Here is a 19,530-nt window from a genome sequence, read left to right on the forward strand (position 1 = left end):
GAGCTCCGTTTACGGGGCTCTTATTGTTTAGATGCAAAAGCTTTATTCCTTGAAACTAGAAACCTGAAACCTAATTTTTAAAATATGTCTCAAATCATTAAAAATATATATACGCAAGAGACTTTTGCTGAAATCGCAAAACTTGCCGATGAATTGAAGTATGTCAGTGGTAAAGTGACTGCTACGGGCAAGGTGAAAGATATAAAAAATAACTTGCAGGCAGATTTGAATTGCGAACTCGGCAAAAATATTGTTCGTCTTATCAGAGCGCCACTTTATACTAGTCAAAATTTTAATTTAGCGGCGGCTCCCGCAAAAATTACCGTGCCAATTATTGCACGTTATAGCGAGGGCATGACTTATGGTTTTCATTGCGATGCACCCTTGCTTAATCAAGGGGAGATCATTCGTACAGACCTTTCCTGTACAATTTTTCTCAACGATGATTACGAGGGTGGGGAGCTGGAAATTAAAACTGAATTTGGAAATGTAAAAATCAAGGGCGAAGTGGGCGATGTACTAGTCTATCCATCGGGCACTCTTCACCGCGTTTGCCCTGTTACATCGGGTGTACGTAGAGTGGCAGTTTTATGGATTCAGAGTCGAATCCGCGACTTGAGTCAGAGAAATATTATTCAAGACCTCTCTAGAGCAATTTTACAGATGGATAACGATAATGATGAAAATGGTGCTTACGCGCTAGTGAAAAAATCATACGATAACCTTGTACGTAAATGGACCGATATTTAATGATTAATAAAGTAGGTCCACGTGTACTTTTTATTTCAGGTATAAATGATAGTGGCAAGGTGAAAGTGAACTCTGTCGCAAGAGATGGTTGTACACTTAATTATCAAGTAGAGGGTAGTTGTGGTGTGTATAGTTTACTTGAATCCCCTGATTTTGAGAAGTTGAGATTATTTCTTGATACTAGCTTAAGTCAGCAATTCGAATCTCGTTTTGCGAAGGTTTCGCTAATTTTTAATCAAATTGCCAATGAGGAAACTCATAAAATTAGCTTGCGAAAGCTTGTGAAGTTACAGGAGCTTAAGGGTCTAGCTTGTATTAATAAGCCTCAATCAGTGCTTATCAATACGCGTGAGCATGTCGCGTCTGTTCTTACTGGTTTGTCAGGCTTAATCATTCCTAGGGTCACACGTGTAGCTTTTAATTCACGTATTCAATTGGATGGAGCCATTAAGGATTCAGCTATAACTTTTCCGCTAATTCTACGTCCTGTAGGTATTCACTATAATGAAGATATGATCTTGCTAAAAGATGCGGAAGAACTTGATCAAGTACCTTTAACTTTTTACGATGGCAGCGATTACCATCTTATCGAATTTATAGAGACTCGTTCAGAAGAGGGTTTCTATGAAAAAATACGCCTCATTGTTATTGATGGAGAGGTTTATATTAAACACGTATATTTCTCTAGCACCTGGTGCACAGGAGAGGGGACAAAAGAAGCTGTGTATTTACGGCCAGAATTACAGCAGAAAGAGCAGGGGATAATTGAGTCTTTTGAGGCTGAGGTCAAGCCCAAAATTAGTGAGAGGATCAGAGAAATATCGACTAGGCTAGGCTTAGATGTTTTTGGCATAGATTGTTATCTCTACCCAGACGGAGGCCTCTTGTTGTTTGAGGCAAATGCTTGTATGAATATACTCGCGGAAGAACTTGGGCAGGAGCACGTTTGTTTAAAGCATTTGGAGCTGATAAAAGCTGCTTTACTTCGCTTGATCCAAGAGCGGCTAGAGAAGTAGAAATCACAAGTGGATAATTTATAAGTGCCAAATAAAGCGAGTCTTTTACTCGACTAGTTCCGGTAATTTGCGTGCATCGCAAAAATACACAGCCTAAAAGTAAGCTTTGGAACTATAATGTTATCCTTAGTTACTAGGCTTCCAATTTGACTATTACGCGTAAAGTTAGCGGACTCAGTCCTAGCTTGTGCTTTACGTGTAATTAGTTTTGTGTCAAAGTAAAAATTATTCTTCAAAGCCGTCTATTATTAATAGTGATAGCTCTGTGAACCTCGCCTTCATGGGTGCCGATAACATAAGGTGCGCTACGATTGGGGAGTGCGACGACGTCGTAGAGTTCTGAAATTAATCCACCTATATTGAGTCGGTGAGGCAAGGAGCCATCTCTAAGGTCGATCACTTGAAGACCGCAACGTGCTTGTACTATATGTTCTTTTAATTTATCATCAAGATCCAAGCCCGTAAAGAGTTTATTGTGGCGTGGCTCTGATAATCCAGCCACAGCAAAGTCGCCAACAAAAGTAAGACCCCTAAGGTATCCAGGGCAAAAGCAGAGGGCAACAAATTCTTTTTTCTCGAAATTTACATAGCCAAATTCACCAGTGCCTGAATTGTGAAGGTAAAGCGTATCTCTGTACCAACGTGGGGAATGAGGCATAGATAGGCCTGTGCAAACAACTTCGTTTGTATCTATGTCAATAACCATGCCGCCGTTTCGGCGATGTTCGCGCCAGCCATCATTAATATCAGTATCACTTATACAGGTGACGTATTTAGGTTTGCCATCGCGCATTGCGAGTCCATTTAAGTGGCAACGATCTTCTGGAACTAGACGTGATATAAAAGGTGGTTTCCATAGTGGTTTAAAGCTGTCGCCTTCACTAAGTGTTGCTAAACATCCATAAAGACAGTTGATAAAGTAGAGTTGTCCATCATCACCGAGGTGCATGTCATGAATATCTAAATCACCTGTAGTCCAGCTTTGGCTGGGGCGATAGATGGCGTCGAAACCATCCTTCGTTATTTTGTTTTTAGCAAGAATGTCATCTAGCCGCCAAATCTGCCATAGTGAACTCAAATAAAGTGAATCTTGTTTTTTATTTGCACATAAGCCCATGACTCTACTAAAAAAGCGATGAATAACTTTTAATCGACCATTTTCGCCAGTTCCGACAGTGAAGAGGCGAGCGCCTTGATATGTTGTGAATGCAAAACTGACTTTGTGTTCTTTGAGCCAAGCAGGGAATTGGCGGGAAGCATCAATGCTAAGTTTTGATGTCGAAAAACGTTCTAATCAAGCCTTGATAGTTGTAGTGAAAGACGATCTAGTAGTTGGTTTGTCAACAGTATACATGAGCAAGTATAAAGGCGAGCTATATCATATATTTCGGATGTTTATTCAGCCGTCTGACAGAGGATGGCATTTAGCGCACACAGTATTTACGATGACGTGTAATTTTCTCAAAAAAATATCTCCAAATACCAAGGCTCGAGGGATATTGATTACTACGGAAAATGTAAAACTCAAAGAAGAAGGTATGCATAAATACCTTAAACGTAATAATTGTAAATTACTAGGAAAGAATAAGGCTAATGAAGAAGTCTGGGTTTATCTTTTTTCGGGAAAACAAGCTAATTAATTATACCTTTTACACTTATCTCAGTTAGCACTACGACCCTTGTTTACATATTAAAGTACTTGGCCCACAATATGTTTGTATCCACTGCTTGTCTTGGTAGGGAATATTAGTAGCTTTATTGTTCTTTTATATCTTTATTTAATGAATCGAGGGGGGTTGTCTGAGCGATAGATTAAGTCGACTTATTCACAATAATTTTACCTTCGGCTTGTGCTGTGGACTATCACCCTTGCCTTCAGTTCGGGTGTCCAAGTCACTGCGCCCAAGATCATGATAATCTGATCGTTATGTAGATGTGAAAACTCCTTCAATTTCTTGTTTGTACACCTCCTAAGGTTGTTTTAGGCCTGGGGGGGGTGCGAGTGGTTTATGTATGCAGTATTATAGTTGTGTATACTGTTGAGATGATACGTTCCAACTTTTACTCAGTTTGTTTTAAGTCTTTCGTAAAAAGACTTCTATCCTTAAGCATAACTACAAGTGAAATGTAGATTTGCCCTCGTATGAGTTACATTAGTGTCATGTGCTGTTTTTTGTGTGCTTAAAACACATTGTATAAAATGTGTGTTTTCTGGGTTTGTGTGAAGCTGATAATTGTAAGTTATCTGGCAATCATAAGTATTGCTAATATCTAGTCAAACGGTTTTTTTGTTTCTGTAGGGGAATGACCATAAAAAATGGTAAAAACCACTGTTTTAAACTCTCTTGAGTCTTCATATTTATATATTTATACATATTAGTATATGAAATGATGTGTATTTAAACGACTATTTTAAACTCAAACCGAGGTTTGTTTTAAATAAGAAACAGGTGTTATAAACAAAAGCCGAAATATGTATTAAATTTAGGTTAATTGATAATCCACTGCATGTTTTTGATGAAGAAAGTAATTAATTAGCAAGAAATACCGACTTTTTTATCCTAGTGGCTTTGGTAAAAGAATTGACAAGGGTTTCTAGCTTAGTAATTTAATGTGTTTATAATAATTTAAATTAACTCAGGAATCCTGGCACATGGCTGAAGTAAAAGAAACAATTGAAGATCCAAACCAAAACGTAACAGTAGGCGCTATTGACAATGCGAATCTCACAATCAAAGCAGATTCCTATGTAGGTGACATTGAGACAAGTGACTTAAACGATATTATTAATGTTGAAGCACCCAACTTTTCTGGTTCAATTACAACCAACGGTGGTCGTGATGAGGTTAATGTTTCAGATGAGCAGTTTGCTGGCTTGATTTCAACGGGTGATGGCACGGATACGGTTAATTTGAAAGGGAATAATTTTTCGGGTCAAGTTAATACAGGCAATGGCGGTGATTTTGTTGTTGTCTCTGGTTCAGTTTTCACACAAGATGCAGAGATTAATACGGGTGCGGGTGAAGATTTTGTTCAAATCAAAGGGAATGACTTTAACGGTACTGTTACTACAGGCGAAGACGATGATAGCCTGTTGATTGATGGGGCACGTAGTTACGGCTTTTTTGATACAGGCGAAGGAAGTGATGACGTCGTTGTAAAAGGTGATTTTTTCTCAGGTGTTATTAATACGGGTTCAGGAGATGATAATCTTGATATTTTGACTTCATCAACTTCATTCTTTGGTAAGATTGAAACGAGTGATGGTGATGATGATATTACTATTTGGGGATCGAATTTCAGTGGTGATATCGATGGTGGTGGCGGTTTCGACACTGTAGAAGTTCAGGGCTCTTTAAAGGGTGGCGTACGTATTAATGATGTGGAAAAGGTGGACTTCAATTCTGATAAAATTCAAAATACATTTGATAATTATCAAGAACGAGCGGCTGAGATGTCTAGCGGTGAAGGGGCTGGGACGGTTTATACACCAGAAGAAGCTCAGTTGTTGTTGATGAATGCGCAGTCAGATTATAGTTCTCAGCAAGAGCTTTTGTTGCAAATTGAGGAAGAATTGAGTACAGCAATTGCGCAAAATAATCAAGAAGAACAGCTTGCTAAAGAGACTGAATACAATGCTCAGCTAATTGTTGTTGAGGAGTCCAAGCTTGCTTTGAGTGCTGCTGAGGATATTTATGCTGTTTCTACAAGAGGAATAAATGGTGTTGATGTTCTTTTGAGTATGAATACGGGTGATGTCTTTGGTAGTAAAGGTGATGATGTTTTTCGTTTTGTAGGAGAAGGTGGCCCTGAATCAATTAGCTTAGACTACGGAGATGACTTGTTGATTTTGGCAGGCGGCTTAACTGACAGTGTAGAAATTGATGGCGGTTGGGGTGTGGACTCTGTGCACATAGTGAATGGGGATGTTCTAGGTAATATTTACCTAAGCAATGTTGAAGAGCTTATTCTTGTGGACGAAAATGGGTTTTCTCAAACAATTGATGCAAGCAATTCTGCAGGTGTGCAGATCTATACAGGTTCAGCCGACGATAGTATTACAATTAATGGTCAAGATGTAATAGTTAATACAGGTGATGGTGACGATGTTATTACAGTGTCAGATGATTTTGATGGTGCTGTGTATGGCGGTGAGGGATCAGATACTATTTTTGTAGGCGATAATTTCTCAGGCGTTATCTATGCGGGTGCGGGCGACGATCAGATTGTTGTGGGTGATAATTTCTCTGGGACTATTATTGGTGGAGAAGGTGATAATTCATTGATTCAAGGAGAAAACTTTACTGGAACTCATCAAGGTTTTGATGGTATTAGTGTTGAAGTTGTTGATCAGTCAACAGTTATTGATAATGAAGATGATGTGAATTTTGTAGCGGGTAGTTTTGGCGATCAGAGTATTACCTTTACTTCTGCATTTTCAGGACGTGTTGTCGATATTGAAACAATAATTTTAGCAGACGACACAATTAATGAGTTGAAGTTTTTTGATGAGCATTTAACAAGTATTCAGGGCGGTGCAGGTTCGGAGTTTTTAGAGTTTTCCTATGAATCACTTGATTACTTGCATTCAATAAGTGATCTAGAAGGTATAGGCTTAGCAAAAAATGGAGAGTACTCAATTGTCAATGACGAAGCTTTAGAGAATATTCAAGGCGAATCTGGGGATGAATCTATTGTTCTGACTTCAGCCTTTATAGGTCAAGTTAATGAGCTGGAACAAATTACATTAGGTGCTGATACTGAAAATGAAATACAAGATATTAATGGCGACTTAAGTTTCATTTCTGGTACCGAGGATGGAGAGGAGAGTTTAAAGTTAAGTAGTGACTTTGATGGGCGTATTGAGTTTATTGAAACGCTCTATGTATCTGCTAATACCGTTGTGAGTATTGATAACGACGAACATTTGATAGCTATACATGGTTCTAGTGGAGATGAAACAGTTATCTTAGAAAATGAACCTAATTCAAATATTTATGTAACGAATATCAAGAATTTCCAAATTGCCGATGGCGCTGTCACTAATCGTGATGATGATCTTCCTGATGATACAGGCGACACAGGCGACACAGGTGGTACAGGTGGTACAGGTGGTACAGGTGATACAGGTGATACAGGTGATGAAGTTGATGGTAACCCCGATGTTACAATAGGGGTTGGCGTTGATAGCTTCGAAGGTAATGATGAGAATAATTACATCCACTTGGAATCAGAAGCTCACGCAAGTGTTGAGATGAAAGGTGGTGATGATATTGTTACTGGAGACGATAACATTACTAGTGATATCGATATGGGTGGTGATGATGATAGAGTAATATTGGGTAATGAGTTTAAAGGTTCAGTTGCAGGTAGAGATGGTAACGATATTATTTCCGTAGGCGATAACGCAACTGGTACATTAGAAGGTGGCTTTGGTGATGATACATATATTCTAGGCTCTAACTTTAATGGTACTATTAACGATACTGAAGGTAGTAATACGATTATTGTCGAAGGTGAGTTAGGCTCAAACGCTATAATTAATGGCCAGACTGGGGAGGATATTGATTTAGCTGACTTTGAAAATAGTGTAGTTGCAAATGAAATTATCGTAGGTGCGGGACAGACATTAGTGACACCTGAGATTATCAATCTAGTAAGTAAAATCACAGCAGCAGATGATATAACACAACAAGAAACAGTGGTGTTAACAAATGCCGATCTAGTTGATGATGTGAATGATGCACGTGCTCAAGTGACTGACTTGGAAAATTTAACTCTTGCCGCAGAGTCCGATAATGAATTTGTATCTAGTGGTTTAGAAACCTTGACTCTTGGCGAAAATAGTACGTCTGATGCACTTGTGCACACTTTAAGTACTGTGAATATGGCATCTGGTTCAGATCTGTCTATTACGGATTTTAATGATACGCTAGTAACTATCAACGGGAGTGTTGGGGATGAGATATTAGATCTTACTGGTTCAACGGAAGTTACTGTAGATTTGGGTTCTGGTGATGATACTGTAAGAGTTGATAACGTAATAGATAATGATTTGGATAACGATGGGATCAAAGATGCTGACGATCAAGACAGGGACGGCGATGGCATAGATGATGATGGCTTAGATAAGTTCGGCCAGCCGATAACTTTTGAAGGGGTGATAGTTCCTGCTGATAGTGACTCAGGTTCAGGTGCAGATAACCTAATTCCTGTCACAGAGACAAGTCGTCAATTTTCCGGAGTTCTTCGAGGTGGTGATGGTGAAGATACACTCATTGTTGATGACGCTGGATCACAGTTGAATTTTGATTATACTAATTTTGAAGTCTTCGGCCTATTTGGAACATCTGAAGATGGATTTCGCTTTGATAATTTAGATAGCGTTGTACGAATCTTTGGTTCAGAAGATGGTTTTGAAACCTTTATCCTCAATGATAATTATAATGGTGTATTAGAGGCAATTGATAAGGTTATTTTTGAAGGTAATGAAAGAACTTACACAATCGATCAAGATGAGTTTTTAACAGAAGTTGAGGGTATCGACGGTCGATTCGGCTTGGAAGACGACTTGACTTTAATTAATAACTTTGGTAGTGATGATGTTGATACAGAAGGTGTTGATGTTTGGGGTGAAGTTTCAAATGTTGAATTTGTTAGCTTGCTTGGTGATGAAAATTTCCTCATTCATGATGCTGATGTTGAATATTTAGCAGGCACGGGCTCAAACGAATTAACTCTTAAATACGAGTATGTGGGTGTTATTAAAGATATTGCCACTCTAAATTTAGAAACGAGTGGCTCCTTACTTCGTACTTGGGGTGGAGCAATTTCAGAGATTAATGCAACTTCAGCAGATGATGAGTCTATAGGTCTCTATGATGCATCAGCTCTTGGTGATTCTGGCATGTCTATACGTCTTACAAACCTAGAAAACCTTTATATTGAAGGCGCTTTTTCTATTGATAATGATGAGTTCTTGTCAAATATTGATGCCTTGAGTAATGGCTATGAATTCGGTTTGTCAGATGTGTACGACTATGCTGATTATGATTTTTTTGTAGGTGAGGCATCGGGTGTTACACTCTCTAACGAGTATATTGGTAGTGCAAGTAATATGGGGTCCCTACATCTTGCACAAGGTACTAGCTTAAATATAGTTGAAGTTAATAATGTAACTGAAATCTCTGGTAATGGTGGTTCAGGTGGTGCATCGACTTTTACTGGTGCGACCTTACTTACTGACCATGAAGCTTACCAAGACGACGCGATTTTCTCCGAGATTAACAACTTAGATGTTCTCGCTTTCAGCGAAGTGCTCTTACCGAAATTTGTTTATGATTATTCAAACAACAATGCTGAAGCAGTCATCAATAAAGAGATCCTAGATACAGATGCTTATATCTTAGCTTTAGAAGGACTGGGTGCTGATTTAGACGAAGCTGACCCGCGTTATTTTGATAATGTCCTCTATGAGGAAACTCTTGAAGATATGGTGCAATCTGTATTGGACTCAAATTATGGTTTATTTAATGCAGTAGATAAGCCTTTGCATGTCAACCGCGATGACTTTGCTTCTGATGAAGAGTATTTTTCTGCCTTAGCAGTTCAGTACGGCGATGGAACGACTGGTTTAACAGTTGAAGAATATTGGGATGCTGTAGCTATTGATCCAGCCTTGTCAGTCGATTACAATACAGTTCTTGATTCAACAAGTACAGACTATATTGATTATGATTTATACCTCGATGATATGGAAGACGAAATCACTAATGCAGGTGGTACACTTCCTGGATATGATGATTATATCGATCGCGATGCCTACATAAATGTTTTACAAAGTGAGATCATAGGAAAATTTGGTGTAGCTACGGATAATCTCTACTTAAAATCTGAGTTTGATTTTGCGACACAGGATGACTACATCGCTGAGTTAGAAAATGACTTATTAACATATGGTACTCGTCACGTCTTTAAACATGATGGTTCACTTGAATTTATTCATGGTGATAATCACAATGATTTTGTGGCAATTGATTACGGTGATTCAGAAATTGCGATCAATGAAATTGATCTCATGAATAATAACTTTGATGCTGGCTACCTTGAAAATGACCGTATTGTATTAAAAGCAGGTGGTCTAGATCCGCAGAGTGTTATCAAAAATGCCGAAGATATTTACTTGGATATTGAAGGTGAATTAGATTTTGCCGCCTTCCAACATGACTTTAACACCAATCCTGCGGATTTGACTTATGTCGGTTATAATGAATGGTCAGTCTATGATATTGATTCTGCAGATGTCAATGGAATTATTAAGATTGATGGTGGTGCAGGTTTAGAACTTGATGTGTTTGAGCACGGGTCCGATCTAGATGAATTAGTTAACCTCATAACTGGTGCCTACAATGTCTTTAACGATGGTATTGATGACTTCTTCTACAACGAAGAACACAATGTGATTTTCCAAGTTCAAGATTCTGGTATCGGTGAAGGCTTTACCAATAAAGATGATACTGATAATTACGTCTTTGTTGCCGATGGTAACATCGTGATCGATATGAATAATCCAGATCAATATAATCTCGATACTGATTTTATTAGCGGCGATACAGATTACACTTTCTACAGTTTCGATGATGGACTAGAGAATGACCATGTTGCCAAAGTAATTGGTACAGATAATGATGACACTTTTACAATTGGTGAAGATGGTGAAGGCTTAAATGCCTCTCTATTTGATGTAGAGCAGATTAACCTTGGTGCAGGCTCGTCTAACATTCTATCATTGCGTAACGGTGATCATGACATGGGGAATGATGTCTTCGTTGACTATCAGCTCTCAAACGGGGATGCCCACTTAGCCGAGACAGTAAGACTTCACTTCAATGAAACAGGGCAAAACCTGAATGTTGATTTAGGTGATGGTGCCAATGTCGTCACAGTAGGAGGGGGTGTTAAAGGCTTTGCTACTATAGATACTGGTGAAGATTCAGATACATTTACTATTGCAGAAAATGCTAATGGCTTTATTACTGTTAATGCTGGTGATGGCAATGATACAGTATCTGGCCCTGGTGATAACAAAAGCTTCACAGGGGAAATTAACCTGGGAACAGGTGACGACACATTTAACGGCGAAGCGATGGATAATTCTGATGTCGATATCTATGGTGAAGGAGGCGCTGATACGATTACCGTTGATGATGGTCATCTTGGTGAAATTGATGGTGGTTTAGATAATGACACAATTACTGCTGACGATGATCATGTAGGTATAATCAAAGGTGGTGGTGGTGATGATAGCATTACTGTTGATGATCGTAACTCGGGTGATATTTTTGCAGAGGTTGGAGCAGATACTATTTCTGTTGGTAAAAATAACATGGGCGCCATTGACGCTGGTGAAGGCGACGATACAATTGAAATAGATGCCTTGTTAAACGTAGATGAATTTGGGTTTGCTTCTGGAACTGAACTCATAGTTGATGCGGGAGTTGGCAATGATACTATTACCATTAAAGAAGGTGCCAAAAATGTATCTGTCGAATTAGGTACAGGAAACGATTCTGTTGCTATTACAGGTGACTTCGATGGTACAATTGATGGCAGTGCAGGTAATGATACAATTACAGTTTCTGGTGATCTTACAGCTACGTCAGAAATCACTTTAGGTGAAGGTGCGGATAGCTTTACAGCTGAAAACTTAACTGGCGATATCTCAGCAAGTACTGGAGCGGATACAATTAATGTGGTCGATACGATAGATGGCGACGTTGATTTAGGTGCTGATAATGACAGTCTGACAGCCACAACAATATTGGGTGATGTAGATGCTGGATCAGGTGATGATACAATCTTGATTAAAGGTACATACACAGGTGTTGTTGATGGTGTGTTGGACACAACGGATATAGATCTAGGTGCTGGAGATAATAAACTCGACATTAAAGGTACGAGTGTAGGTACTATTGATGCTGGTGGTGACGTTGATACAGTGACCTTGACATCACACACTGGTGATATAGATCTTGATAATGGTGCCAATGTTCTCACAGCAGATACTATAACAGGTAGCATAAGCCTTGGTAAAGATGCCGATACAGTAACTGTAGATGATATCTTTGATTCTGGTGCTGACATTGACACTATTAGTTTAGGCGCCGGATATAATAAACTCACTGTAGATTCAATAGATATTGACATAAGTGCAGGCGATGGAGCTGACACGATTAATGCTGAAACTATTGACGGGGCAGTTAGCCTTGGAAGTGGGGACAATGTCCTGAATGCCGATACAGTTACTGGTCTAATCAATACGGGTGCTGGTGATGATAAGATAACTATTGATGTACAAGCTGCAGATATTTCTACTGGTGGTGGTACTGATATAGTTTCTATCGATGGCACTTACACTGGATCGGTCGATGGTGGAGCAGCGGGTAAAAACGAAGAAGGAGAAGAGCTCCAAGACGAAATTACCTTTAAAGGCAACATCGATGTTGGTGCAGCAGTGACTGGTTTTGAAAAAGTTACTGTCACTACTGATGACGTCTTTTCTCTAGAGGGTTCTGATATTGAAGAGCTTGTAGGTACCAAAACTGTTGTTCAAACAGCAACTATGGAAAATAATTTTGATGGGTCTGTGTCAAATATCGAAAATCTCGCTCTTCTAGGCACGGTTAATACGGTTGAAGTCGATGGTAATATTGCCGATATCACTACAAATGGTGACCCAGATAAAATCACCCTTTCGGGTTCTTCGAATTCTCTAGAAGTCAATACACTAGAAGGTGATGATACAATTGAAGCAGGCTTGAAATTCAATGGTACAATTGATGGCGGAGACGACTTTGATACGGTGGTACTTACGGATAATTTCGAAAGTGGAAGTATTCTAAATGTTGAAAAAGTTCAATTAGAAGCTGGAGTAGAAGATGCTCAGTTTGCGGCGACTAGTGTTCAAGAAATTGTTGGTAAAGAAGAAAGTGAAGGCGAAGGTGAAGAAGCTAAAGAACTCACAGAATCCGTTATTATTACCGCAGGCAATTTAAATGCTGAACTAGAAGATATTGAAGAGATTACCTTAGCTTCCGGTTCTGATAATAGTTTGCTAATTGATAATGACCTTTTGAAAGTTAACTCTGCTAGTGGAGATGAGAATCTAGCCCTTAGTGGTACGGCTCTAGATGGTTTGGAGATCAACCTAGGCACGGGCTTAGATGTACTGACTGTTGATATAAATAATGCAAATTTAAACACAAAAGGTGTGAACACATTAAATATTGCCGACGGTAATAAAGTAACTATTACAGATGAAGGCGTATTAGCATCGGTTAGTGGTACTGATACGGATTATGAAGAACTGGTGATTAGTGGGAACGACGACTTATCTATCGACGAACTGGAATCACTAACTGTGGCTAATAGTGCTACAATTACAGATGATGTTGCTGATGCCGATTTAGAAGAGATTAATCTTGCTGCAGATATTGATGTAACTGTAGTTAATGCGGGCTCTTTAACAAATGCGGTTGGTCATGCAGGTACTAGTGAATCGCTGATTTTGGAAGGTAATACTGATCTGACTGTTAGTGACATTGAAAGTTTAGAGATTGATACTGCAGCAGAAATTAACGCTGATGAGAATTTACAAACTTTAAGTCTCAATGATATCGCAGCTGGAACGACAATAGTAACAAATGCAAGTGCTTTAAGTACAGTTGTAGGTGGCATCACCAATGAGGTCTTGGAAATCGAGGGCAATACTGCTGATGCAGAAATCTCAATTAGCGATCTATTTGAACTCACAATCGAGAATAGTGCAACATTAAGTGATAATGGTGAGCTAAATACGCTCACAATTGGTCAAGGAAGTAGCGTAATTGTAGAGAATGGCTCTAACCTCCAGGACGTTTCAGGTAACTCTTTTGGAGATGAGTCTTTAACGATTCAAGACCATAATGCTAATATAAGCGTCAATGAGCTTGAATCACTTACTCTACTTGGTGGTAATTATGGCGTGACTAATACAGTAACTGATAACTCAGTACTTAGTACTCTTGAAAACCTTGTCTTGGGTCGTGATGCTCAGATCACACTTTCTAATGCTGGTGCAATTAATACAATTACTGGTGATAGTGGTGTTGGTACTGAAGCCGTTATTTTAGATACGGCAGTTGAAGAAATTGATGTTTCAGAGCTTGAAGAGCTTACAGTAGTTGGTGACGGATCGACAATCTTGACCATCACCGATGAAGAAGGTAATAGCAGACTTGAACGAGTAGCGATTAACGCAACGGTTGCATTGGCGTCTCTGACAATTGATAATACAGGTGATTTGATGAGCATTGAAGGGGACCTCATGGGTCTCGATGGTCACACAGTGGTTTTATCTGGTAATAATGATCAGCAAATTGCACTTACAGATATAGCAGACATAACTCTTGATTCAGAAACTGGTAGCTCTAATATTATCGATAACAGTGTCAATATTTTAACCAATGTCACACTGGCAGACGCCGATGAATCTGTCACAATAAGTGATGCAAGTGCACTTAGTCTTGTGACGGGAGCGGCTGGCTCTGAAGAGTTGACAGTTAATGTTGCGGACTCTGGTATTCTGAATATTGATCAAATTGAAACAGTTAATATTGTAGGAAATAGTATCACTCAGCTTGTTGACGCTAGTGCGGACCTTACAACTATCACTGGTGATGCAGATGTTCAGTCTCTTACCGTTAGTAATAATGCGGTTCTCAATATTTCTGGTGTGGAAGAGCTCACAGTAATGAATGATGGTTCATTAATTGACGATGGAAGTTTGGAAACACTAAATTTTGGCGCAGATGGTTTGGCTATAGAGCTAAGTGCAGCTTCTGCCCTAACAGAAGTTAATGCTTCAGATGGCATCGAGATTGATCATTTAACTGTAGATAGTTCCTTAACTAATGTCGCCATTAATCATTTAGAAAGATTGACTTTATCAGAAAATTCTGTTAATAGCATCACCCTTCAAGATGATAGTGGCACACTCGCTGGTGAGAGTGCCTTGACTGATATTGACACAACTGGTGCCGGTGATGAGGTCTTAACTTTAAATGAATTGGGTGCACTTGTTTACAATACTTTAGATATTGACCTAGGTGATGGTGAGGACACGCTTAACCTTCAGGTAGATAACTACACAGGAACAATTAGTGGCGCAGAGACCATTACCTTTACGGTACAGATGCAGGCTAATGTTCTTAGTGACGCAACGATTAGCGGTGAAATTGGTGGCGTTCTTGATTTAAGTACTTGGACTGAAGACGAAAATAATGATTATGTCGATGGGACAGAACATATTTTCACTCGTGGTGATGTGACTCTTACATTACTCGTAGATCCAAATAGTACGGGTAATTCTTATGATCCATCTGATCAAACTTATACCTTCTCTGTCGGTACGAGTATAACTATGGATGGTGTGATTACAGGTATGACTGTGGTTCAAGATCAACTCGTGATTAGTGACGGTCAGAGAATATCTGTAGAAATGTTCGATGGTGACGATATCATCACAGGTGGTGATGGCATTGCAGATTATGTTGATGGAGATGCCGATACGGATTTGGATGCTGGTGATGGAGATGGTCCAGAAGTAGGCTCTGATCCTCTTAACTTTGTTCCTATTGTTGCAACGGGTATTGACCTTGGCGCCGGTGATGACTCTCTTGAATTGGGTGACGATGTGACTGTGACCATTGCCGGTGGCTCTGGTGAAGATACGATCACGCTTGGACAGAATTATGATGGTGCTCTGGATGCTGGAGATGATGATGATTTGGTGACTTTAGGTACTGGTGTACTAACTGGTCTTATAAATGCAACTACCACTTTAGATGGAGGTGGTGGTGATAACGATATTCTCATCTCAATTGACGATGTTTCTGATTATGTTGATATCGGTGTTGGTGTAGGTATTGAGAATTTTGAAGGTGTTGTGTCTGGAGATGCAATCACCATTATATCTACTGATGCAGATTTTAGTTTAACCGTTCCAGAGGGCTTTGATAGTATTGGTTCAATCGAAGGTACTGGACCTGCCAATGGTGAAGTTATATTTGAAAGTGGCGATGTATTCAGTGTCGCAGGAGCTACAGTGGACGACCTCAATCACCTTGTACTAGCTGAAAATTCTTTCAATCAGTTTACATCCACAAACCTTAAAGAATTAACTATGGGCATCAGTTCAGAAGCTGAAGTTGAATCGATTGACCTCGATACAGTAACACTTGCCAATGGTGCAAACCTTACACTGGTTGATACTGATACAGTCGGTCCAAATTTTATTACCATAAATTCTGCAATTGGTGATGAAACTTTAGATATTACCGGCTTTGATGGTGGCGATATTAACCTTGGTGAAGGCGATGACTCTTTACGGATTGACAATGCTGCCGATGGTGACGAAGATAATGATGGTATACTTGATGCTGTTGATCCAGATTTCATTGGCGGTTTAGAAACTTCAGTGGCTTACACTGGTGATATTAACGGTGGCGCAGGTATAGATACATTGATTGTTGATCAATACGCCTCAATTGACAGTGGCTTAGGTTACGCTACAGGTTTTGCATTTAATAGTTATGTAGGTATTGAGCGTATTGGTCTCTTTGGTGAAGACCTTTGGAATCATGACGGAGATGATACAACTATTACCTACCTCTTCCAAAATGATGATTCTGTGATTGAATTATTCTCTGATGATAATCACCAAACCATTATTTTTGATGATAACTTTACCGGTACATTGTCGGGGATTGAAGCCGTAGAATATGAAAGGATACTCGATAGTACGTATTCATTGGATGCTGATATAGATCTCGTTTCTGTGACGGGCCAAACTGATGGTGTTAATATTGGTTTTGAAGATGACTTGACTCTTATTAATAATTTTGGTAGTAGAGATGAAATCACAGGAGATATTTCTTTTGGTAACTTGACTGATATTGAGATATTAACACTCAATGGAGCTGAAAACTACATTAGCTTCGACGATCAACTCGAGTGGATCTTTGGTTCTGGTGGTTCTTATCTCGAATTTGCCCAACAATACGTCGGTGCCATTCGTGACATCGGAACAGTTAAGTTACAAGATGATTCAGTCTTGACGACTTGGGGTGGTGGCCTAGAGCTTATTGAGGGTTCTGACGCAGAAGACGAAACTGTAAGTCTCTATAATGATCCTAACCTTGCATCTGTTACTGATAGCATCGAAATAAGTAATTTTGAGAACCTCAACATTGATGGTAATTATACAATTACGAATGATGAATTCCTCACTACCATTGTTGGTATTATGCCAGATCTACGTTTTGATGCAGAATTCACAACTGGTCAATACGCAACTAAAGCACTTGACCCCCTCGTGGCTTTAGATAGTAACTTGACCTTAACAAATCAATTTATTGGTTCGATAAGTGATATCACAAATTTAGAACTTGCAGCTAATACAACAAACTTTGTATTCAATGATAATATAACTTCCATCTCTGGCGTAGGAAATGGTGGTGATTCAGCAATAACTAAATTGAGTCTCTTCAATGAATATGAGGGACGCCTAAGTCATTTTGAAAATATCAATTTAGGTACAGGTGTGACTGATGATTTAGGGGAAGTTTGGTCGAAGAAGTTAGATAAATTCACACATGATGACTCAGCTGAGCAAATTAATGGCGATGAAGGCGTTGATTTTGTTTACATTAACTATGATGCAGGTATGACAACTGAAGTGATTGACCTTCGTGGTCAATCTCAGAATACTGAGGATACGTACATTGGTGATGGTATTGACCGTGTAGTTGATACATTTAATAATAATTATACTGATGATGTCTTAGTCATCAATGCTGAGAGTATTTCTCAGACATCACAAATACGTAACGTTGAAAACCTTTATATCGAAGGTACAAATACGATAACTTCTCTTGATCCAATTCAGCATGATGGTGGTACTGACTCAGGATTAGTTGATGCTGATGATGTGGGTGGCGATGGTTTTGTAACTACATTTGCAGATGCATTAACTGCCAGCCTAGCAGGTAACGTAATTATGGATGGTAGTGACCGTGCAGAAGTTGAGGCCTTAGGTTTAGGAGTCGGTACTTCTCCTGAGTATGTATTTATTGCAGGTGGAGAAGGTGATAGATTAGATGTCACCTTTACAGATCGTTCATTAAATATAGATCATTTAGATGCTAATTTAAACGATGGTTTTGATGATATGATTTTTGACGAAGAAACTGGCTTAGTCATGATTCTTCAAGATTCTGGTATTGGCGAAACTATTGACATTAATGGTGCATATGTTTTCCAAGCTGACGGCTGGGAAGTTGTTGACTTTGCTAAAGAAGGCGCAGGAGGCGGTACTATTAGGTGGGATAACGATGGTGTTATCATTAATGGTGGAGCTCTTGATGAAACTGTTAACTTGGCAGGTAATATCATGAACGATGGCTATGATAATGATTATGTCGCAAAAGTTTTTGGTACGGCTGCGGGCGCAGAGACGATGATCTTTGATAATGATCTCCGCGGTGACGTAGATCAAATTGAATTTAATGGTTCAATTTGGGATGTCGAAAACCTATTACTTGACAATAATACCGACAATACTATATCCATTCGTGAATTGAATGGAGGAATTGTTGGTGGTGTTATGGAAATTGACGTTGAGGGTTTAGGTGGTAATGACCCTGCAACAGAAGTCCTTACCTTAAGCACAGTTGAGAACTTAGCAGTGACTTACAATATTGACCTGTCTGGTGGACTGATTGCAGCACTAGATGAAGGAGATACATTAGATGTAGGTGACAATGCTCTGACTAGTGGGACAATTACACTTGGCGGTGGAGATGACATCTTCACTGCAAATGGTGATGGTACGGATCGAACTGATGATGATATAAATGGTCTTGGTATTGACATCAATGCCAATGAAGGTGATGATACTGTTTTTGTTGGCCAAGGATATACTGGTATTGCTGATGGTGGTGAAAATGCCAATGACTTTGATACTATTATCATCGGTGACGGCGGTGCACCGACTATTCAAAACTTTGAGAACGTTCAGCTACTTAGAGATACTGCACTGACAAACCTAACAGCAACAGGTGTTGAGCAAATAGTAGGTACAGCAGCGGGTACTGAGTCTGTGTCTTTCGCCACGGTTGCTGATGATATGCTTATCATTGATATAGAGACCTTAATTCTTGGTGCAAATACAAGCAATAGTTTAACCGTAGATGGTGCGACAACCTCTATACAAGGGGGCGCTCTTGGAGTGGCTACAGCTGAATCACTTGAGCTTTTCGGTGAAATAAGTGAGGATTTAGTCGTTGATTTAGGTGCAGGTGCTGACACAATAAGTATTACTTCAGGTGCTTTTGCAGGCACGATCGACAATACTGAAACAGTTATCTTCCAAGAAGGATCATCACTAACAGGTACAATTACTAATGATGTTACAAGTATTATACTCCAAGATGGTGTTAGTTTGGATGCTGGTAATATTGCAATAGACGGTGCCAATCTCACTATTGATGGTGCAGAAGGTTCTAGTATTGATTTAAGTCTGTGGACTGAAGATGCAGCCAATGATTATAATGACGCAGTCATCGATACTTTCACCCTAGGTACAAGTACAATATCAATTGATCCTGCGACTGATTTCATCAGCTATGCTGGTGGTACATTAACTTTTGCGGCTATAACAGCCTAA

The 19,530-nt window shown here is 39.3% G+C and carries 5 protein-coding genes; 4 read left to right on the forward strand and 1 reads right to left on the reverse strand.

Annotated elements, in window-relative coordinates; genetic code table 11:
- Positions 1 to 84 precede the first annotated feature (84 nt).
- Both PQO01_RS13495 and PQO01_RS13500 read left to right on the forward strand, forming a co-directional pair.
- Positions 85 to 750 carry a Fe2+-dependent dioxygenase gene (locus PQO01_RS13495; RefSeq protein WP_274314599.1) on the forward strand — a complete coding sequence of 222 codons (666 nt, stop codon included), beginning with the start codon at positions 85 to 87 and terminating at the stop codon, positions 748 to 750.
- Positions 750 to 1,766 carry an ATP-grasp domain-containing protein gene (locus PQO01_RS13500; RefSeq protein WP_274314600.1) on the forward strand — a complete coding sequence of 339 codons (1,017 nt, stop codon included), beginning with the start codon at positions 750 to 752 and terminating at the stop codon, positions 1,764 to 1,766. The genes PQO01_RS13495 and PQO01_RS13500 overlap by 1 nt, the downstream gene beginning before the upstream one ends.
- A 232-nt stretch (positions 1,767 to 1,998) precedes the next feature.
- Here the strand turns inward: PQO01_RS13500 and PQO01_RS13505 are convergent, their stop codons facing one another.
- Positions 1,999 to 3,030, reverse strand: a complete 1,032-nt coding sequence (locus PQO01_RS13505) for a TIGR03032 family protein (RefSeq protein ID WP_274316146.1) — start codon at positions 3,028 to 3,030, stop codon at positions 1,999 to 2,001.
- Here PQO01_RS13505 and PQO01_RS13510 point away from each other — a divergent pair.
- Positions 3,029 to 3,406 carry a hypothetical protein gene (locus PQO01_RS13510; RefSeq protein WP_274314601.1) on the forward strand — a complete coding sequence of 126 codons (378 nt, stop codon included), beginning with the start codon at positions 3,029 to 3,031 and terminating at the stop codon, positions 3,404 to 3,406. The genes PQO01_RS13505 and PQO01_RS13510 overlap by 2 nt on opposite strands.
- A 1,013-nt stretch (positions 3,407 to 4,419) precedes the next feature.
- Positions 4,420 to 19,530: a hypothetical protein gene (locus tag PQO01_RS13515; RefSeq protein ID WP_274314603.1), complete on the forward strand. Its 15,111-nt coding sequence runs from the start codon at positions 4,420 to 4,422 to the stop codon at positions 19,528 to 19,530.

It is taken from the genome of Lentisphaera marina (genome assembly GCF_028745505.1).
Taxonomy (GTDB): Bacteria; Verrucomicrobiota; Lentisphaeria; order Lentisphaerales; family Lentisphaeraceae; genus Lentisphaera; species Lentisphaera marina.

Bases quoted from the DNA above. Each gene is read 5' to 3' on its own strand.
- PQO01_RS13495 (WP_274314599.1), top strand. From the start codon at position 85: ATGTCTCAAATCATTAAAAATATATATACGCAAGAGACTTTTGCTGAA.
- PQO01_RS13500 (WP_274314600.1), top strand. From the start codon at position 750: ATGATTAATAAAGTAGGTCCACGTGTACTTTTTATTTCAGGTATAAAT.
- PQO01_RS13510 (WP_274314601.1), top strand. From the start codon at position 3,029: ATGCTAAGTTTTGATGTCGAAAAACGTTCTAATCAAGCCTTGATAGTT.
- PQO01_RS13515 (WP_274314603.1), top strand. From the start codon at position 4,420: ATGGCTGAAGTAAAAGAAACAATTGAAGATCCAAACCAAAACGTAACA.